This window comes from Streptosporangium jomthongense, assembly GCF_042650425.1.
In the GTDB taxonomy this organism is placed as follows: domain Bacteria; phylum Actinomycetota; class Actinomycetes; order Streptosporangiales; family Streptosporangiaceae; genus Streptosporangium.
In genome coordinates, this window is the sequence record NZ_JBHSBC010000023.1 from 118,549 (window position 1) to 135,979 (window position 17,431).

A 17,431-nucleotide genomic window follows, 5' to 3' on the forward strand; every position below is an offset into this window, starting at 1 on the left:
ACAGGTGTCCCGCATCTCAGTCAGTGCCGCCCGCTTGTCCGCCACCGCCGTCTCACCAAATGAGTCAGTTCTGATCCGGATAGCCCAGATCGAAGGCGGCGTCGGTCAGGTGGGCCGTTCTCACCTCCGGGTCGTCGAGGAGCTCGCGGAGGGCGGCGAGTTTCCAGCGGTCGAGGAGGAGGGCGTGCACGACGCCTTCCTCGGCCGCTCCGGTCAGCTGGTACGGGGTCAGCCCGAATTCTTGGAAGTCGTCCGTTTCGTGGAGCAGCCCGGTCCATCGGCGGAACTCGGCCAGTGCCGTCGCGGGTTCGGCCTCGCACTGGTAGGTGGGGCTGTTGCCGGGGAGCATGCCGCGGTTCCAGACGATCGCGTTCGTCCGGGGAACGAAGGAGGAGTCGTCGTAGAAGGACGGGTCGTAGACGTAGGAGATGTCCGCTCCCGCGCAGATCCGGTGTTTCCGGTTGAAGGCGATGAGCTGTTCGGTGGTCATCGCGTGGGTGAACTCCACGACCGCGACGGTTTCGAGCGTCTTCGGGAGGGCGTCCACGGTCTTGCGGGTCTTCTCGGCGAGCGCGTCGTCGGCACCGGGATTCGTCTCCACGGCGGTGATCGCGTCTCCCAGGGCGCCGGAGGGGCCGGAGAGGGAGGGGGCTCGTATGGTGCCGAACAAGTTCTCCGTGATCTCGTACTCCTGTTGGGGCTGGTCATGACCGGCCCGGCGCGGTTCCCCGGTCAACGTGTAGGTCGCACCCAGCAGCCTTCCACCGTCGCTGTAGCCGTCCGACAGGCGTTTGTCGGGGTTCGCGACGCGGGCGACCGTGCCGTACACCTGGGCCAGTCGTTCGTCGTCGAGGTCGACGTATCTCGTCAGGAGTCCTTCGGCCGCGTTGAGCGCCAGGAACAGCAGGACGCTGACGCTCAGGACCTTGAGGAGGGATTTGGCCGCGTACGCCCAGTCGGGCTCTCTCGTGTTCATCGCCACGCTCCGGTGATCTAGATCAAGGAGCACCATAGCCACCCAGGTATGGAAATATGGTGAAATTTCGGCCAAAGGTGCTCGTAACAGAGAGCCTCCGGCTGGAACGGGAGATTTTCCGATCGGCACCTGGCCATGATTGTGGGATGAATTCCCTCAGGACCGTTGTCGCGGTTGTCATGGCCGGGGCGTTTCTCACCTCCTGTGGTTCGGCGCCGACCTCCTCCGCGCAGGTGAAGAGCGGTGCGACGGCCACGCCGACGGGAGAAGCCGGCGGCGAAGGCCTTTATCCCTCCGGTTTCGATCCCGGTGCCTACACGCCGCCGGACGACTGGCAGGAGGCCTGCAAAAAGAACTACACCGCTTTCGCCGTCCCCCTGCTCGCCGGATGGAACGCGATCCGGGGACTTGTCGAGAATTCGGAGTATTCCTCCTACCACTCCGGATCACTCAAGGTGATCCACGAAATGCTCACCGAGCCCGCGCAGCAGAAGGTGCTGAAAGCCTGCCTGCGGGCCGATCCGGTGGTCGGGGGCCGGTTCGAGAACGGTGTGGCGGTCCTCGGGGAGGTCGTGGACATCGTCTGCCGGGGGGAGGAGGCGCGGTCGTGCGGGAGGTGGGAGCTGACGGCGGACGAGCGGGTCGTGCTGGGCAGGAGCATCCCGCAGGTGCTCGCCGCGCTCCCCCCGAAACGCCAGGAGGGAAGCGCGAACGTCTCCGGGCAGGGCTGAGGCGACCGGGACCGCCGGTGCGCCCCGATCGGGTTCCGTCGCCCGGAAGATTCGTCGCCGCACTTGGAAATAGAACCCCTGGGGGGTATGTTGATGCCACACGGCGACATACCCCCCGTGGGTAATGAAAGGAGAGGTTCATGTGCACTGCGTGTGCGTGCGGCACCCAGAACGGCGACTCCGCGCAGGCGGTGACCGGTGGCGCCGGGGCGGCTGAGGCGAACGTCTACACGGTCAGCGGCATGACCTGCGGCCACTGCGTCTCGTCGGTCTCCGCCGAGATCGGCAAGGTCGGCGGCGTGACCGACGTCCGGGTCGACCTGTCCAGTGGCGCGGTCACCGTCAGCGGAGCGGGCTTCTCCGACGAGGAGATCCGTGTGGCGGTCGAGCAGGCGGGTTACACGCTGGCCACCGCCTCGCCCGCCGGCGCCGCCTAGGCGATGCCCCCCGGGGGTAGCGAACGCGACCTGTGGGCGGTGCCGTACAGGGGGCGGCGTTCTCCCGGAAACAAGGTGCCGCCCAGGAACAGGCCACCCCAAGGACAAGAACCAGAACAAGCTGCCCGACAACAGGTGGTGGGCGTGCATTGGCGTGCACGCCCACCGCGGGGCCGGTCGAGTCGAATCACACCCAATCCCCACCCCCATCCTGCCTCGTCGGCAGGAATGCGAGAAATCAGGAGTACGGCATGAATGCCGTCAATCCACGCAGGTGGCAGGCACTCGTCGTGCTCGCCGCCGCGCAGTTCATGGTCATCATGGACACCTCGATCATCGGTGTCGCCCTGCCCGACATGCAGCGCGACCTCGGCTTCTCCCCGGGCGGTCTGCAGTGGGTCTTCAACGCCTACGTCATCGCCTTCGGCGGTCTGCTGCTCCTCGGCGGGCGGCTGTCCGACCTGCTCGGCGCCCGTAAGGTCTTCACCACCGGCTGGGTCATCCTGATCGCCGGATCGGTCGTCGCCGCGGCGGCGAGCACCGCCTGGGTCGAGATCCTCGGCCGTGGCATCCAGGGAGTCGGCGGAGCGCTCATCGCCCCCGCCTCGATGACCCTGCTCATGATGCTCTTCGGGCACAACCCCCGCGAGCTGGGAAAGGCCATGGCCCTGTACGGCGCGGCCGCCCCGGCGGGAGGCACCGCGGGGGTGTTCCTCGGCGGCGTCATCACCGAGTACCTGAGCTGGCCGTGGGTCTTCATCGTCTACGTGCCCATCGGCCTGGCCACCCTGGCGGCCGTACCCGCGCTGCTTCCCTCCGTCCGGGGCAGGCGCGGTTCGGTCGACGTGCTGGGCGCGGTCTCCGTGACCGCGGGAATCGCCCTGGCGGTCTACGCCATCGTGCGGGCCCCTGAGCAGGGCTGGACCTCGGCGGCGACGGTGCTTGAGTTCGCCGGAGCGCTCGCGCTGCTGGCGCTGTTCCTGGTGGTCCAGCGCACCGTTCGCGAACCCCTCATGCCGCTCGCCGTCTGGCGCACCCCGGGCCTGGCCACCGCGAACCTCGCGATGACGCTGCTCGGCGCGGCCTGGATCCCGATGTGGTACTTCCTCAACCTCTACCTCCAGCAGGTCCTCGGCTACGGCGCGTTCCCCAGTGGCGCCGCGCTGCTGCCGATGACCGTCGCGATCATGATCTTCATGATCGGCATCACCGCCCGGCTGCTCGGCCGGTTCGGCGCCAAGCCGCTCATCGTCATCGGCCTCGCGGTCATGGCGGCGGGTGTCGGAGGACTGTCCCTCGCCCGGCCGGACGGCGTGTTCGCCGTGGACGTCCTGCCCGCCTCCCTGATCGCGGCCGTGGGAATGTCCCTGGCGTACATCCCGGCGATGATGTCGGCCATGTCAGGGGTGGGGCCGCAGGAGAGCGGACTGGCCTCGGGCATCGTCAACACCACCTACCAGATCGGTTCGGCGATCGGCCTGGCGGCCATGACCGCGATCGCCACCTCCCGGCCGGTCGAACCGGGTGACCTCGCCGGTCTCACCGACGGTTTCCAGGGCGCCTTCGTGGGCGCGGGAACGGTGGCCGTCGTGGGAGCCGTCCTCGCCCTGCTGCTCATCCGCAGACCGAAGCGGGCGGCCGAGAGCACGGGTGGGGAAACCGATGGGGAAAAGGAGACGGCCCGCGCGTGAGACGGTTTCGGGGGTCCGCTTCGGCGGGCCCCCGAATCGTCGGTTCAGCCGTGGACCGGTATTCCAGTGGATGATCCGGCATGTCAGGCCATATGCGGTAGAAGTAAGAAGCATGACCGCAGAACATTCGCCCGTGAGACTCGTGAAGCTCGGAGTGAGCGTCCGGATCGGGGCGCTGTTCGGGGCGGTTTTCGGGGCGGCGACCTCTCTGGTCAACGCGACCTCCAACCACTACGCGGACCTCGAAAGCCGGGTCGCCACGACCAGTGGGGCGTCGGCCATCGAGATCGTGAGCGTGATGATCGACTCCGGCTGGGCCTGGGCGGGGTTGGCGGTCGCCATGGGATGGCTGATGGCCCGCACCATGGGGGGCGACCCAGGGGAGAGGACTTCCAGGCCGCTCGTCCGGGGGGCCGTCGCCGGGGCCGTGGCGCTGCTCGCGGCCACGGCGGCCTACGCCTTCGTGGACACCGTCTGGAGAGGCGAACCACTGCTCTCCTGGTATCTCTCCGAATCGCCCATATGGTGGGTGGCCGGTGTCGTCCTCGGGGCGCCCCTAGGGGCCGTGGGCGCCTGTGCCGTACGGCCGGGAGCGATCGGTCTTCTCGCGAGGATGGTCGTGCCGGTCGGCGCGGCCGTACAGATGGTCGTGCTTCCTCCGGGCAGGAACGAACGGATCACGACCATCGGTCAGACGGTCGTGTGGACGCTCGCCGCCCTGTTCGTCGGCTTCGTCGGCACCCGCTTCCTCAGCGGACGCCGTTCCGCACCACCGGTCCCGGAGCCCGAGTGAACACCGAGGGCGTCACCGCCCCAGCAGGTCGGGCTGGTCGATCGTCCACAGCCACGTGCCGTCACTCTGACGACGGGCCACCTCGACGGTGACACCGCCGTCGGGCAGGAGCACAGAGGTGAGCGCCAGGTCGCCGTTGCGCAGTGCGGGCAGCCTCCGTCCGGGGGTGAAGACGGGCCGGTCGCCGACCAGCCGTGTGTAGGCCTGACGGATCTCGTCGGCCCCCCGGGCGAGCAGGCCGCCGGGCAGCGCCAGCACCGCGTCCGGCTCGTAGAGCGCCACCAGCCCCTCGACGTCGCCCGCGTTGAGGCGCTCCACGACGAACCGGCTGAGATCCTCCGGTTGGACGGCACGCTCTCGGACATCGTCAACGCTCATCGCCGATGCTCCCCTCGAACGCGGCATGTCGCCTCGGACGGCAGGGATCATGCCAGGGAGGTCCGACAGAACCGGGACTCAGCGAAGGAACTCCAGGAGCACCGGGGTGATGGCCTCGGGGGCGGGGCCGTGGCCCTGGCCGGGAAGGACGCGGCGGGTCGCGTTGGGCAGGGCCGCGGCCACCGCGTCGGCGGCCTCGGGAAGGCCGGGGAAGGTCTGGTCACCGGAGTAGACCACCGTCGGCACGGTGACCGAGGACCAGCGACCGGCCCAGTCGGGGTCGACGTTGATCTCGTGGACGCCGGTGAGGTCGTAGACGAGCGTCGGGGCGACGGAGACCATCTCCGCCCAGCCGGGAGACTGGGCCATCCCGTCGACGACCTCGGCCGGAACCCCGATGACCGAGGTCAGGTTGTAACGCATCGCCTCGTCGTTCTCGCCCTTGGCCAGCAGGGCGCGCAGCGCGGCCAGGTGCTCGGTGTGGTCGGCACCGGCGAACAGCGGCGGTTCGTAGAGCGCCAGCGCGGTGACGCCGATCCCGGCCTCCGCGGCGGCCAGGGCCACGGTGGCCCCTGAGGAACTGCTGTAGAGGGTGGCGGTCCCTCCGACGGCCTTGACCAGCGCGGCGAGGTCCTCGACCTCGCGCTCAAGCGCCCACGGCGCGGTGTCGCCGGAGCGCCCACGGCCGCGCCGGTCGTAGTCGACGGCGGTGAAGCCCTCGGCGGCGAGCAGTCGCGCGACCTGGCCGGTGTTGTGGTCGATGGCACGGTGCTGGGTGGCGCCGCCGACGAAGACGACGGCGGGTCCGTCACCGTATCGGTCGTAGTCGACGACCGTGCCGTCCTGGGAGATGACTGTGCTCAAGATCCTGTCTCGATTCGTGAGGTCGGGTGAGGGACGCGTGGGCGTGCCGCCGTCGCGGCCAAGGGTAGGTCGCGACCAAGGGTAGGGAGGGGGACCGACACTTTCGGTCCCTCCTTCGGCGATCAGGTCGGCATCCGGGCGTTTCCACCTGGTGAAGGCGCCAACGGAGTGGGGGTAAGTCCGATTTGAGGGCACATGTAACATGCGTCTCGCCTGACCGATTCAGCACCAGTCCGAGCGAGGAGCGGCTGTGCGAGACATCACCGTGTTCAGCGGAAGCGCCCACCCTGAACTGGCGGAGGAGATCTGCTCCCACCTGGGGACGCCGCTGCATCCGGTAAGGATCAAACGGTTCGCCAACGACTGTCTTGAGGTGCAGTTGCAGGCCAACTGCCGGGAACGGGACGTGTTCCTGATCCAGCCGCTCGTCCCGCCGGTTCAGGAGAACCTGGTCGAGCTGCTGCTGATGCTGGACGCCGCGCGAGGGGCGTCGGCGGCCAGGACGACCGTGGTGATGCCGCACTTCTCCTACGCGCGCTCCGACAAGAAGGACGCCCCGCGCATCTCGATCGGGGCGCGGCTGGTCGCCGACATCCTGGCGACCGCGGGCGCCGACCGGGTGCTCACCATGAGCCTGCACTCCCCGCAGGTGCACGGCTTCTTCAGCGTGCCGGTCGACCACCTGCACGCCCTGCGCGAGCTGGCCGCCCACTTCCGGCAGTACGACCTGTCCAACACCGTCGTCGTCTCCCCCGACCTGGGCAACGCCAAGGAGGCCGCGGCCTTCGCCCGGTTGCTGGGCACCGAGGTCGCGATGGGGGCCAAACAGCGCTTCAGCGACGACCGGGTCACGATCGGCTCGGTGATCGGCGACGTCACCGGCAAGGACGTCATCGTCCTGGACGACGAGATCGCCAAGGGCACGACCGTGATCGAACTGCTCGACCGGCTCCGCGAGCGGGACGTCAGGTCGGTGCGGATCGCCTGCACCCACGGGGTGTTCGCCGCAGGGGCCCTCGACAGGCTGGGGGAGCAGCCGGACGTCGAGGAGATCGTCTGCACCAACACCGTCCCGCTGCCCGATCTCAAGCCGGACTCCAAGCTCCGCGTCCTGTCGATCGCCCCCGTGCTCGCCGAAGCCATGCGCCGCATCCACGACGGCGAGTCGGTCAGCGCCCTGTTCGACGCCTCCTGAAACCCGGCACCGCCGTACGGGAAATCCGCCGTACGGAAATGCGCCGTACGGGAAAGGGGTCTTTCCCGTACGGGGAACCACTTCGAGAATGCGGTCTTTCCGATTTCCGGGCTTCTCAAAAACGGTGCTCACGAAGGGGCCGGAAAACAGAAAGCCCACGAAGGGCTCCATGGTCGTCTCTGGGTCACAGATTGGCGCCGAAGTGCGTTCTTGTGTCCTTCCTCCCGGCATTCCAGGATGAGGTCATGTAGCTCATCCGGCATACCAGAAGAGGCGACAGTGACACAGACCGTGGAAATTCCGGGATATGTGGCGGGGACGTGGACGATAGATCCGGCCCATTCCGAGGTCGGTTTCGTCGTACGGCACCTGCTGATCAGCAAGGTGCGCGGGCGGTTCACCGCGTTCGAGGGGCGGATCGTCACCGGGGCCGACCCGCTGGAGTCGAGCGTCACCGCGCGGGTCGACCTGGCCTCGGTGGACACCGGAAACCCGCAGCGGGACGACCACCTGCGCTCGGCGGACTTCCTGGAGATCGACAGGTATCCGACCCTGACCTACCGCGCCGACGCGTTGCGGCGTGAGGGGGAGGAGTTCGTCCTGGACGGCGAACTCACGCTCAAGGGAGTCACCCGCCCGGTCCCGCTGAGGGTCGAGATCAACGGCTTCGGCCCCGACCCCTATCTTCCGGACCCCAGGGCCGGTGCCCGGGTCGGTTTCTCGGCGCGCGGCGAGATCGACCGCACGGATTTCGGGGTCAGTTTCAACAGCCCCATTCCCGGCGGTGAGGGACTGACACTGGGGGAGAAGGTGCAGATCTTCCTGGAGATCCAGGCGGCGCTCGTCGTGTGAGAGGGGATCACCCGCCGAGCGCGTCCCACAGGGTGGCGAACTCCTCCTCGGTCAGCGGGTTCAGGCCGAAGTCGTCGGGATAGAGCGGGCCCTCGGCCAGGAAACCGTGTTCGTCGGAGATGTGCCGCCACGAGTACCGGCGGGCGACGCCGTCGGCGCCGAGTTCGGCGTGCCTGACGGGCCAGTACTCGCCGCCGTCGTCGATGACGGCCTCGAACAGCCACACGTGGCCGTCGCCGTCCCTGCCGTACCAGTACCAGTGCCGCCGGTCGCTCTCGTCGAGCGCCCGGATCGCCGCCCTGCGTGGTTCCTGGGACATCGCGCTCCTTTGCGTAATGTGAAATACGCTACTTTCCGTTATGTTGCGTGTTCTTGGTCCGCTCCAGGCGGAGGTCAACGGTCGTCCTGCGGACCTGGGCGCCTTCCGGCAGCGGGCCGTACTGGCCCGGCTGGTCGCCGCGGGCGGCCACGTGGTCTCGACAGATCGTTTCATCGACGACCTCTGGCGTGGACAACCCCCGCCCAAGGCGCTGGCCGCGCTCCAGGTGTACGTGTCCAACCTGCGGCGGACCCTCGAACCCGACCGGCGGCCCCGTACCCCCGCGACCGTGCTGGTCAGCGCCGCGCCCGGCTACCGGCTGCGACTCGACCCCGAACTGGTCGACGCCTGGGCCTTCGCCGCGACGGTCGAGGAGGCCGCCGCGGCGCTCGCCGGGGACGGGGCGGCGCGGGCGCTCGACCTGCTGGACCGGGCGCTGGCGCTGTGGCAGGGGCAGGCCTACGCCGAGTTCGCCGACCAGGAATGGGCCGTAGCCGAGGCCGCGCGCCTCGACGACCTGCGGCTGGCCGCCGTCGAACACCGCGCCGAGGCGCTGCTCGCCCTCGGCCGCAACGCCGAGGTACGGCTCGAACAGCACGTCCGCGCCCACCCGCTCAGGGAGAACGCCGTACGGCTGCTCGCCCTGGCCCACTACCGGGCGGGGCGGCAGGCGGACGCGCTGGCCGCGATCAGGAGGGCCCGCGAGACCCTCGCCGAGGAGCTCGGCGTCGATCCCGGCCCCGAACTGCGCGCCTTGGAGAGCGACATCCTCACCCACGCGGCCCGGCTGCGCTCGGCCGTACCGGAACGTCCCCTGCCGTCCCCACGCCCGATGCCGTCCGAGGAACCGGCCGTCGAGATGGTCGGCCGTACGGCGGAGCTGGCCGCGCTCGACGCCGTCGCCGACGGCCGTGGGCCGCGCACGGTCTGGCTGGGCGGGGAGGCGGGCGCGGGCAAGAGCACGCTCGCCAACGCCTTCGCCCGGCGCCTGGCGGGGAGGGGATGGCTGACCGTCACCGGACGGTGCCCGGAGACCGACGGCGGGGCGCCGCCGGCCTGGGCGTGGAGCGAGGCCCTGCGCGCCCTGGCCGCCGTCCGCCCACCCCAGGAGGACCTCGCCGTACGGCTCACGCCCCTGCTGGCCGACGAGACCCCGGCGACCGGCCGGTTCCGGCTCGCCATGGCGGCCGAGGACTACCTGACGCGCGTCGTGACCGGCGGGACCCGGCTGCTGGTCGTGCTTGAGGACGTCCACCGCGCCGACGCCGAGACACTGCGCCTGCTGCGCCACCTGGCCGTACGGCTCGCGACCGTGGAGATCATGGTGCTGGCCACCTACCGGAGCGCCGAGACGACCGACGACCTTGAGGCGACCTGGGCCGCCCTGGCCGGGCGGGAGACCCACCGGCTCGCCCTGGGCGGCCTGGACGTCGCGGACGTGGCCACACTGCTGCGGGAACGCTCGGGACACGACGTCGATCCGGAGACCGTCCGCGCGGTCGCCGAACGGACCGGGGGCAACCCGCTCTTCGTCTCCGAGACGGCCAGGCTGATCAGCACGGACGGCACGGGAGCCGCCCTGGCCCTGCCACCCGGGGTGCGGGACCTGATCAGGCGCAGGATCGCCAGGCTGCCCGCGACCGCGCGGACCACGCTGCGGGACGCGGCGGTCGTCGGCAGGGACGTGGACGTGGACGTGCTGCTCGCGCTCGAAGGGTGCGACGAGGACACCGTGCTCGAAGGGCTTGAGGCGGGCGTGATGACGGGGCTGCTGACCGAGCCGGCCCCCGGGCGGGTGCGCTTCGCCCACGTCCTGGTCCGCGAGACCCTCTACGAGGACACGCCGGGGCTGCGCCGTACCCGGTTGCACGGCAGGGTTCTCGGGGCGCTCGAACGGGCCAGGCCGGGTGACGTCCTGGCCCTGGGACACCACGCGCTGGCCGCCGCGACCCCGGCCACGGCCGGGCGGGCGGTGCCGTACGTGGTGGCGGCGGCGCGGCGGGCGGCGGACCTGCACGCCCACCGCGAGGCGGGGGCCCTCTACCGGGGCGCGCTCGGCCTCGTCGAGGACGACAGGGAACGACTCGACCTGCTGTGCGGCCTGGTGGGCGCCGAGGCGCACGTGGGCGACGTGCTGGCCGCCAGGGCGGACCGGCGGCGGGCCATCGAGGTGGCGCGGCGGCTCGGAACAGGGCTCACCCGGGCACTGACCGCCTACGACGCCCCGGTGACCTGGTCCATCCAGCCGGCCCGGCGGGTGGACGAGGAGTTCGTCGCCGCCGTCGAGGAGGCCCTGACCGGCGAGAACGACGACGAGACCCGCTGCAGGCTGCTGGCCACGCTCACCTTCGAGCTCGAAGGGCACCGGGAGGAGGAGTGCGAGGTCCACAGCGCCGAGGCGCTGCGCCTGGCCAGGGAGTCGGGCCGCGCCGAACTGGTCTGCCTGGCGCTCAACGCGCGCTACTTCGTCCTGCTGACGCCGCACCGGCGGGCCGAGCTCGAAGCGGTCGGGCGGGAGCTGGTCGAGCTCGGCGGGCGCGCCGGGCTGCCCGGATACCGGATGCAGGGCCACCACGCGCTCTTCATGGTGAGCCTGGGCCGCAACGACCTGGCCGCCGCCCGTCACCACGCCGACCGGGCGCTCGAACACTCGACCACCGGCCAGCTGGGGCTGGCGCTGAGCGTGCTGGCGATGCTGGACGCCCTGGTCCTGCTGGTCAGGGGCGACTTCGCCGCCGCCGAGCGCTCCTACACGCGTACGGCGGAGCGGATGGCGGCGGCCGGGGGGCCGCAGGCCCTGGCCGTCGGTGTCTTCGGCCGGTTCGTGACCCGCCTGGCCGGTGGGCTGCCCCAGGACGTCGAGGAGATCAGGGCCGTCTACGAGCTGCTCCCGCCCGACACCTCGGAACTGCTGGTCGCGGCGCTGGCCGCCGAGGGGAGGCACGAGGAGGCCAGGGCGGTCTGGGAGCCGTACTGGCGGGCCAGGCAGGACTACTACTGGCTGATCCGGCTGACGCTGCGGGCCCGTAACGCCGTGACCCTGGGCGATCGGGAGGTCGCCCGGCGGTGTTACGAGGACCTGCTGCCGTGGGACGACGAGCTGGCCGGGCTGTCGTCGGGCTCGGTGACCCTGGGGCCGGTCGCGCATGTCCTCGGGGACCTCGCGGAGCTCCTCGGCGAGGACGGGGCAGGCCATTACGCCAGGGCCGTACGGGTCGCGGAACGGATCGGTTCCCCGCACTGGGCGCGTGAGGCGGCCCGAGCCCTGGCCTCGGCGCGCGAGACCTGAGAGCGCTCAGCCGTCCGCGAGGGGGCCGTAGATCATCCGCCTGCGGCGGCGGTGGCCGCCGCGCAGCAGGGAGAGCAGCACCGTCAGCACGGGACCCGCCATCCTGCGCAGCCGGACCAGCTCCTCGGGCCTGGCGTACTCCTCGATCCTGGGCAGCTCGGTCCTGATGTCACCGCCCTTGCGGACGGCCTTCTCGACCTTCTCCCAGTCGGCGACGGACACGTACTTCATGATGATCGGGAAGAGCAGCCGTTCCTCCTCCTCGATGTGCTCGTCGAGCATGTCGGCGAGCCTGGTGAGCAGGGCCGCGAGGCGGGAGGCGTCCCCGGTCGAGACGGTCGAGGCGAAGGTGGCGGCCTGGCCGACGACCTCCGCGAGCAGCGGGTCGAGTTCCGAGTGGTCGTCGCTCAGGTCCCGAAGGTCGACCTCGGCCCCCGCGGACCGTTCGATGACGGGCCAGAGCACCTCGTCCTCCGACACGTGATGGTGGTGGATGCCCGCGCACAGCCGGGTGACGTAGGCGCCGACGGCCGCCGCGCGGGCCACGTCGGCAGTCTGCCTTCCCTCGGCCAGCTCGGTGGCGAGTACGGCCAGGCGGCGGGTCTCCCCTCGCATGGCGCGATGGGTGATCTGGAAACCCAGTAGTTCGGGGGTCGTCACGGCTCTCTCCTCGGTGGTGTGTCTCGTGGTGAGACCACGATGTGAGAGGCCGCTTATGTGGCACTTGGTGACCACTTGGCGTGGGCGCGGGCCCCGGTCCCGTGATGATCCGGATTGATTTCGCATCACGCCGCCGAGCCGTGTATGGTTACACCTGTCCGCAGCGACGAGGCGAAGAAAAGACGCCAAGTCAGAGCGGGCAGGCCCCTTTAGCTCAGTCGGCAGAGCGTCTCCATGGTAAGGAGAAGGTCTACGGTTCGATTCCGTAAAGGGGCTCGACAGCCTCCAGGCCCTGACCAATCGGTTGGGGCTTTCGGCTTGGGTGGACGTTGAGGCCCACCGCAAGACGCTCAAGGACCCGGCGAGTGGACGGGGCATAACCGGGGAAACCCGGAAGATGGCCCTGACCTGCGCAAGTACGCAGTCAGTCCACAGGTCGGGTATCCTTGCGGGGGCCGTCACTCAGATGGCTCCAAGGCGGAGTAGCTCAGTCAGGCAGAGCAAACGGCTCATAATCGTTGTGTCGCCGGTTCAAGTCCGGCCTCCGCTACTACCCTCCCGGTCTCCCTTACGGGGCACCGGTGCGGGTTGTCCCAGTCCCGAACGTAGAAAGGCACTCCCAAGTGGCTGCCACCGACGTTAGGCCGAAGATCACGCTGGCCTGCCAGGAGTGCAAGCACCGCAACTACATCACGCGGAAGAACCGGCGCAACGACCCGGATCGGCTTGAGCTGAAGAAGTACTGCCCCAACTGCAAGACGCACCGGGCGCACCGCGAGACCCGCTAGTTCTCGCGAGGACTCCCGCATCTCTTCGGGAGACGGCTGCCTCGGTAGCACCCGCAAACTCAACGCGAACCGGCGTCCTCTTCGAGAGGGCGCCGGTTTGTCGCGTTCGCACAGCTTTCCTGCCCGGGTGTTGACCATGACCGACAGCCGCGCGGAGGCCGGGGAGGGCTACGGTTTCCTGGTGGCCGTACCGGCGGCCCCCAATCAGCTCGATATCCGTAAAGGAGCACGATGGCTCTGAACCGCGATTTCGTCGGGCGGGCGTCCACGCCCTCTCCGCCCTACGAGGTCAGCCGTGTGAAGATCAGGGAGTTCGCGGCGGCGATCGGGGACGACAACCCGGTCTACCGGGACGCCGAGGCCGCGCGGGCCGTCGGTCACCCGGACGTGATCGCCCCTCCGACCTTCCCCATCGTGTTCAGCCTGGCGGGCGGCTCGATCCTGGCCGACCCGGAGCTGGGGCTCAACTTCGCCATGGTCGTCCACGGTGAGCAGCGTTTCGAATACCAGCGGCCGATCCACGCCGGCGACGAGCTGGTCACCGTCTCGACGGTGACCGACATCCGCAGCGTGGGCCGCAACGAGCTCATCACCGTCAGGAGCGACGTCTCCACGGTCGAGGGCGAGCCTGTCTGCACGACCTACAACACCATCGTCGAGCGCGGAGGGGCGGGCTGATGGCCGCGACGGTCAAGTACGACGACGTCGAGACGGGGCAGGAGATCCCCGCGGTCGACTACCCGGTCCGCCGCGTCAACCTGGTGATGTACGCCGGGGCCTCCGGCGACTTCAACCCCATCCACTGGAACGAGCGCTTCGCCAAGGCCGTCGGCCTGCCCGACGTCATCGCGCACGGCATGTTCACCATGGCCCAGGGCGGCCGGTTCGTCACCGACTGGGCGGGCGACCCCGGTGCCGTCGTCGACTACGGCGTGCGCTTCTCCTCCATGGTGGTCGTCCCGGACGACGAGCAGGGGGCGGTCATCACGGTCAGCGGCCTCATCGAGCAGAAGCTTGAGGACAAGCGCGTGGTGGTCGCGCTGACCGCCCGTTCCGCCGACTCCAGGGTGCTCTCCAAGGCCCGCGCGGTGGTCCAGCTGGCCTGACGGTACGGCCTCCCCGGGCCCCGGGGTCCGGGGGTGGAGTGTCGTGCCCGGCGGGATTTGTTTCGCCTGATTTCTCCTTCCGTGCGTGGGTAGCGTCCTGGAATGAGCGAAGTACCACCTCACGTGACCGCTCTCGCCGAGCGGTGGGTCAGGGCCAGGACCGGTGACGATCTCGCGGGGGCGGAGACGCTGCGCGGGGAGATCGAGGCCGAGGGCTGGCTCGTCCGCGCGCTCGGCGAGGGTTTCGACCTGGTTCCCCGGCCGTCTTTCGAGGTGTGGCCGACGGTCAGCGCCGTACCAGTACCCGAAAAGCCGATAAATCCGGAGAATGCCGAGGGATCGGTAAAAGCGGGCCGGGTGACCGGCACCGTACCGCTTGAGGAGGGCACCTCGGAGGCCGAGCGGGTGCGGGAGGCCGCGGCACCCGGCGCCCGCCCGGAACGGCTCGGTGACCTGGAGGCCGAACGGGTCGCCGGGACCGAGGCCGCTCCCGCCCAGGAGCCCGAGGGCGTCGAACTCACCGGCAGAGCCGGGAAGAACCGTGGGCCGGGGAACGCCTCCGGAGCCGGCGGCCGAGACAGGACCGGGGAGGACCGCGGGGACCCCGAGCGGATGATCGAATCCCAGCTGCTGTGGGACGCCAGCCTGTCGGTCTCCCGGCTGGACGAGGAGGTCACCCCGGTCGAGCCCGAGGAGCCGGTCGCGCCGCCGAGCGTGACGGTCGCGCTCGTGGTGGACGGCTGGCCGGAGGACCTGCTTGAGTGCGTCAGGGCCGTGGTCGCCCGCACCGAGGCCAGGATCATCGCCCTCGACCTGGGCAACGTCGACGGGGCAGGCGAGGTCCTTGAGGAACTGGTCAAGGAGTACCCCCACCGGGTCGAGGCCTGGCACGTGGCCGAGATCGCGCACTGGCGGGGAGGCACGGCGGGGTGGGGCGAGAGCCGTACGAAACTGCTGAAGCTCGACGGCGCGGACGTGCACGTGGTGATGGAGACCTCCACCATCCTGGACGGCGACGCGATCACCCCCCTGATCAAGGTGCTTGAGGACGACGTGGTCGCGGCCGGCTGGAAGGGCGTCGACCCGGGGGAGGACGGCCACGACTGGCACGAGGCGGGGCCCGGGGAGGTCAAGGGGGTGCTCGGCCACCTGTTCGCCGTACGCCGCGACGCCGCGCTCGCGGCGGGCGGTTTCTCCCGGGACGCGCGTTACTACCGCAACGCCGACCTGGAGTTCTCCCTGCTGCTGCCCGGCACGGTCGTCGCCCTCGACCGGGACCTGCCCGTCCACCAGGAACGGCACCGCGGCTACCACGACGTCGACCCGGCCTACCGGGACAGGGAGTCGCGCAGGACCTACGACCGGGTGCTCGGCCTGCTCCGCTCCACATAGCGGCTCCCCGTAGGCTGGTCGCCGGATTGTCGCACCGGGCGTGGGGAAGCGCATGACTGAGCGGGTCGCAGGGGTACGGCTGGCGCCGTACACGACGTTGGGGCTGGGCGGGGCCGCGAGGGCGTTCGCCGAGGCCGGGTCGGCGGAGGAGATCGTCGAGCTGGTCGCGGCGGCGGACGCGGCGGGGGAGCCGGTGCTCGTGCTCGGCGGCGGCAGCAACCTGGTGGTGGCCGACGAGGGCTTCGACGGCCTGGTGGTGCGGGTGGCGTCCAGGGGCGTGCGGACCGAGACCGAGGGCGGGAGGGTCCGGGTCACCGCGCAGGCGGGGGAGGACTGGGACGCCCTGGTCGCCCTGACCGTCGCCGAGGGGTGGTCCGGGGTGGAGTGCCTGTCCGGCATCCCCGGGCTGGTCGGCTCGACGCCGATCCAGAACGTCGGTGCCTACGGGCAGGACGTGTCACAGACGATCACCGGGGTGCGGGTCTACGACCGCGGGACGGGCGAGGTCAGGGACATGGACGCGGCGGAGTGCGGCTTCGCCTACCGCGACAGCGCGTTCAAGGAGGAACTCGGCAGGCACGTCGTGCTCTCGGTCACCTACGAGCTGGCCGCCGACGACCTGTCCGGGCCGGTCGCCTACAAGGAACTGGCCCTCAGGCTGGGTGTCGAGCTGGGGGAGCGGGTGCCGCTCGGGCGGGCCCGTGAGGCCGTGCTCGCCCTGCGCGCGGGCAAGGGCATGGTGCTCGACCCGGCGGACCCGGACACCCACAGCGCGGGCTCGTTCTTCACCAACCCGGTCCTCAGCGCGGCCGAGGCGGCCGAACTCGACCTGCGAGTGCCCGGCTTCCCCCGCTGGGACATGCCCGGGGGCTCCGTCAAGGTCCCCGCGGCCTGGCTGATCGAGAACGCGGGCTTCCCCAAGGGCTACCGGCGCGGCCCGGCGCGCATCTCGACCAAGCACACCCTGGCCATGACCAACCCCGAGCTTTCCGCGACCACCGAGGAACTGCTCGACCTGGCCCGCGAGGTGCGCGACGGCGTGCTGGAGAAGTTCGGGGTCACGCTGGTCAACGAGCCCGTGATGGTCGGAACCGGCCTGTGAGGGCATTTGCGGGCGCCTGTTATCGTGGACCGGTAACACCCGAGGGGGAGTAGTCCCAATCGCGTGATCGACATACTGGCGCCACGGCGCCCGGTCGCGCGGGCCTTGAGGCGGAGACGCCGAGGCGGACGAGACCTTCGGCCTGGCAGGCATACATCGATGCCGCCGGGCCGAAGTCGTGCCCGAGACTCCCCGGGTGCCCCTTCCGGCCCGGCCGCGCGCGGAAGGGCAGCTCGTTGGAAGCATTCTGGATCAGTCTCGCCGTGATCTTCGTCGCCGAACTCGGCGACAAGAGCCAGCTCATGGCGATGACCTTCGCGACCAGGTTCAAACCGTGGCCGGTCCTGGCCGGTATCACCCTGGCCACCGCGGTCGTCCACCTCGTCAGCGTCGGCCTGGGCAGGCTGGCCGGTGACCTGATCCCCACCACGGCCATCACGATCGTGGCGGGCCTGGCGTTCCTGGGGTTCGCCGTGTGGACGCTGCGCGGGGACGAGCTGACCGACGAGGAGGAGCAGAAGGCCAGCCGTACGACCAGGTCGGCGATCGTGGCGGTGACCGTGGCGTTCTTCCTCGCCGAACTCGGCGACAAGACCATGCTGGCCACCATCACGCTGGCCACGCAGTACGGCTGGTTCGGCACCTGGCTCGGCTCGACGGTCGGCATGGTCGCCGCGGACGCGCTGGCCATCCTGGTCGGCCGCATGCTCGGCAAGCACCTGCCGGAGAAGGTCATCAAGTACGGCGCCGCCGCCGCGTTCGCCGTCTTCGGCGTCGTGCTGCTGGTCGAGCCGCTGTTCGCCTGAGCCGGGGCTCACGCACGGCCGGTACCCCGCCGTCGTCTGAGCGGTCGCCCGT

At 70.2% G+C, this 17,431-nt stretch carries 18 protein-coding genes and 2 tRNA genes; 15 read left to right on the forward strand and 5 right to left on the reverse strand.

The window, feature by feature from the left end; genetic code table 11:
* Nucleotides 1-64 precede the first annotated feature (64 nt).
* Nucleotides 65-976 (reverse strand): hypothetical protein, encoded by a 912-nt coding sequence (locus ACFOYY_RS24025; RefSeq protein WP_386192226.1) that lies wholly within the window; start codon nucleotides 974-976, stop codon nucleotides 65-67.
* Nucleotides 977-1,122: 146 nt separating this feature from the next.
* On the opposite strand from ACFOYY_RS24025, the gene ACFOYY_RS24030 reads away from it, so the two are divergent.
* The 4 genes from ACFOYY_RS24030 to ACFOYY_RS24045 all read left to right on the forward strand — a co-directional run bounded on the left by ACFOYY_RS24030 (nucleotide 1,123) and on the right by ACFOYY_RS24045 (nucleotide 4,628).
* Nucleotides 1,123-1,707 carry a hypothetical protein gene (locus tag ACFOYY_RS24030; protein WP_386192228.1) on the forward strand — a complete coding sequence of 195 codons (585 nt, stop codon included), beginning with the start codon at nucleotides 1,123-1,125 and terminating at the stop codon, nucleotides 1,705-1,707.
* Between the two features lie 140 nt (nucleotides 1,708-1,847).
* The gene (locus ACFOYY_RS24035; protein ID WP_352010791.1) at nucleotides 1,848-2,144 is read left to right on the forward strand and encodes a heavy-metal-associated domain-containing protein; all 297 of its coding nucleotides are present in this window, start codon (nucleotides 1,848-1,850) and stop codon (nucleotides 2,142-2,144) included.
* 251 nt (nucleotides 2,145-2,395) lie between these two features.
* Entirely contained in the window at nucleotides 2,396-3,835 is a 1,440-nt protein-coding gene (locus tag ACFOYY_RS24040) for an MFS transporter (protein WP_362780660.1), read from the forward strand.
* 133 nt (nucleotides 3,836-3,968) lie between these two features.
* Entirely contained in the window at nucleotides 3,969-4,628 is a 660-nt protein-coding gene (locus ACFOYY_RS24045) for a hypothetical protein (RefSeq protein WP_386192233.1), read from the forward strand.
* 12 nt (nucleotides 4,629-4,640) lie between these two features.
* Here ACFOYY_RS24045 and ACFOYY_RS24050 read toward each other — a convergent pair whose 3' ends face one another.
* Both ACFOYY_RS24050 and ACFOYY_RS24055 read right to left on the reverse strand, forming a co-directional pair.
* Nucleotides 4,641-5,006: a YybH family protein gene (locus ACFOYY_RS24050; protein WP_352010788.1), complete on the reverse strand. Its 366-nt coding sequence runs from the start codon at nucleotides 5,004-5,006 to the stop codon at nucleotides 4,641-4,643.
* Between the two features lie 78 nt (nucleotides 5,007-5,084).
* Nucleotides 5,085-5,870 carry an alpha/beta fold hydrolase gene (locus ACFOYY_RS24055; protein WP_386192236.1) on the reverse strand — a complete coding sequence of 262 codons (786 nt, stop codon included), beginning with the start codon at nucleotides 5,868-5,870 and terminating at the stop codon, nucleotides 5,085-5,087.
* A 250-nt stretch (nucleotides 5,871-6,120) separates the two neighbouring features.
* On the opposite strand from ACFOYY_RS24055, the gene ACFOYY_RS24060 reads away from it, so the two are divergent.
* Nucleotides 6,121-7,065, forward strand: coding sequence for a ribose-phosphate diphosphokinase (locus ACFOYY_RS24060; RefSeq protein WP_386192239.1), 945 nt, complete (start codon nucleotides 6,121-6,123; stop codon nucleotides 7,063-7,065).
* A gap of 291 nt (nucleotides 7,066-7,356) precedes the next feature.
* A complete protein-coding gene (locus ACFOYY_RS24065) occupies nucleotides 7,357-7,917 on the forward strand; it encodes a YceI family protein (RefSeq protein ID WP_449343622.1) in 561 nt (186 codons plus the stop codon).
* 7 nt (nucleotides 7,918-7,924) lie between these two features.
* Here ACFOYY_RS24065 and ACFOYY_RS24070 read toward each other — a convergent pair whose 3' ends face one another.
* Nucleotides 7,925-8,236 carry a hypothetical protein gene (locus ACFOYY_RS24070; protein ID WP_352010784.1) on the reverse strand — a complete coding sequence of 104 codons (312 nt, stop codon included), beginning with the start codon at nucleotides 8,234-8,236 and terminating at the stop codon, nucleotides 7,925-7,927.
* A gap of 40 nt (nucleotides 8,237-8,276) precedes the next feature.
* Here ACFOYY_RS24070 and ACFOYY_RS24075 point away from each other — a divergent pair, with 40 nt between their 5' ends.
* The gene (locus ACFOYY_RS24075) at nucleotides 8,277-11,525 is read left to right on the forward strand and encodes a BTAD domain-containing putative transcriptional regulator (RefSeq protein WP_362780648.1); all 3,249 of its coding nucleotides are present in this window, start codon (nucleotides 8,277-8,279) and stop codon (nucleotides 11,523-11,525) included.
* Between the two features lie 6 nt (nucleotides 11,526-11,531).
* Here the strand turns inward: ACFOYY_RS24075 and ACFOYY_RS24080 are convergent, their stop codons facing one another.
* On the reverse strand, nucleotides 11,532-12,185 hold the full coding sequence (locus tag ACFOYY_RS24080; RefSeq protein ID WP_386192246.1) for a hemerythrin domain-containing protein: 654 nt from the start codon (nucleotides 12,183-12,185) through the stop codon (nucleotides 11,532-11,534).
* 203 nt (nucleotides 12,186-12,388) lie between these two features.
* Between ACFOYY_RS24080 and ACFOYY_RS24085 the strand changes: the two genes are divergently transcribed.
* The 8 genes from ACFOYY_RS24085 (at nucleotide 12,389) to ACFOYY_RS24120 (ending at nucleotide 17,379) form a co-directional block, all read left to right on the forward strand.
* A tRNA-Thr gene (locus ACFOYY_RS24085) sits at nucleotides 12,389-12,461 on the forward strand.
* 200 nt (nucleotides 12,462-12,661) lie between these two features.
* Nucleotides 12,662-12,735 (forward strand) — tRNA-Met (locus ACFOYY_RS24090).
* 73 nt (nucleotides 12,736-12,808) lie between these two features.
* Nucleotides 12,809-12,973, forward strand: a complete 165-nt coding sequence (gene rpmG / locus ACFOYY_RS24095) for a 50S ribosomal protein L33 (protein WP_036325591.1) — start codon at nucleotides 12,809-12,811, stop codon at nucleotides 12,971-12,973.
* 231 nt (nucleotides 12,974-13,204) lie between these two features.
* Nucleotides 13,205-13,651: a MaoC family dehydratase N-terminal domain-containing protein gene (locus tag ACFOYY_RS24100; RefSeq protein WP_352010781.1), complete on the forward strand. Its 447-nt coding sequence runs from the start codon at nucleotides 13,205-13,207 to the stop codon at nucleotides 13,649-13,651.
* Entirely contained in the window at nucleotides 13,651-14,079 is a 429-nt protein-coding gene (locus ACFOYY_RS24105; protein ID WP_352010780.1) for a MaoC family dehydratase, read from the forward strand. Before ACFOYY_RS24100 ends, ACFOYY_RS24105 begins: the two co-directional genes overlap by 1 nt.
* 102 nt (nucleotides 14,080-14,181) lie before the next feature.
* The gene (locus ACFOYY_RS24110; RefSeq protein ID WP_352010779.1) at nucleotides 14,182-15,471 is read left to right on the forward strand and encodes a hypothetical protein; all 1,290 of its coding nucleotides are present in this window, start codon (nucleotides 14,182-14,184) and stop codon (nucleotides 15,469-15,471) included.
* A 52-nt stretch (nucleotides 15,472-15,523) separates the two neighbouring features.
* Entirely contained in the window at nucleotides 15,524-16,573 is a 1,050-nt protein-coding gene (locus tag ACFOYY_RS24115) for a UDP-N-acetylmuramate dehydrogenase (protein ID WP_352010778.1), read from the forward strand.
* A gap of 236 nt (nucleotides 16,574-16,809) precedes the next feature.
* A complete protein-coding gene (locus tag ACFOYY_RS24120) occupies nucleotides 16,810-17,379 on the forward strand; it encodes a TMEM165/GDT1 family protein (protein ID WP_352010777.1) in 570 nt (189 codons plus the stop codon).
* Nucleotides 17,380-17,431 lie beyond the last annotated feature (52 nt).

Excerpts from the sequence above, each read along its gene's own strand:
- ACFOYY_RS24105 (WP_352010780.1), top strand. The coding sequence starts at position 13,651 with ATGGCCGCGACGGTCAAGTACGACGACGTCGAGACGGGGCAGGAGATC.
- ACFOYY_RS24100 (WP_352010781.1), top strand. The coding sequence starts at position 13,205 with ATGGCTCTGAACCGCGATTTCGTCGGGCGGGCGTCCACGCCCTCTCCG.
- ACFOYY_RS24110 (WP_352010779.1), top strand. The coding sequence starts at position 14,182 with ATGAGCGAAGTACCACCTCACGTGACCGCTCTCGCCGAGCGGTGGGTC.
- ACFOYY_RS24030 (WP_386192228.1), top strand. The coding sequence starts at position 1,123 with ATGAATTCCCTCAGGACCGTTGTCGCGGTTGTCATGGCCGGGGCGTTT.
- ACFOYY_RS24070 (WP_352010784.1), bottom strand. The coding sequence starts at position 8,236 with ATGTCCCAGGAACCACGCAGGGCGGCGATCCGGGCGCTCGACGAGAGC.
- ACFOYY_RS24040 (WP_362780660.1), top strand. The coding sequence starts at position 2,396 with ATGAATGCCGTCAATCCACGCAGGTGGCAGGCACTCGTCGTGCTCGCC.
- ACFOYY_RS24035 (WP_352010791.1), top strand. The coding sequence starts at position 1,848 with ATGTGCACTGCGTGTGCGTGCGGCACCCAGAACGGCGACTCCGCGCAG.
- ACFOYY_RS24025 (WP_386192226.1), bottom strand. The coding sequence starts at position 976 with ATGAACACGAGAGAGCCCGACTGGGCGTACGCGGCCAAATCCCTCCTC.
- ACFOYY_RS24115 (WP_352010778.1), top strand. The coding sequence starts at position 15,524 with ATGACTGAGCGGGTCGCAGGGGTACGGCTGGCGCCGTACACGACGTTG.
- ACFOYY_RS24075 (WP_362780648.1), top strand. The coding sequence starts at position 8,277 with ATGTTGCGTGTTCTTGGTCCGCTCCAGGCGGAGGTCAACGGTCGTCCT.
- ACFOYY_RS24050 (WP_352010788.1), bottom strand. The coding sequence starts at position 5,006 with ATGAGCGTTGACGATGTCCGAGAGCGTGCCGTCCAACCGGAGGATCTC.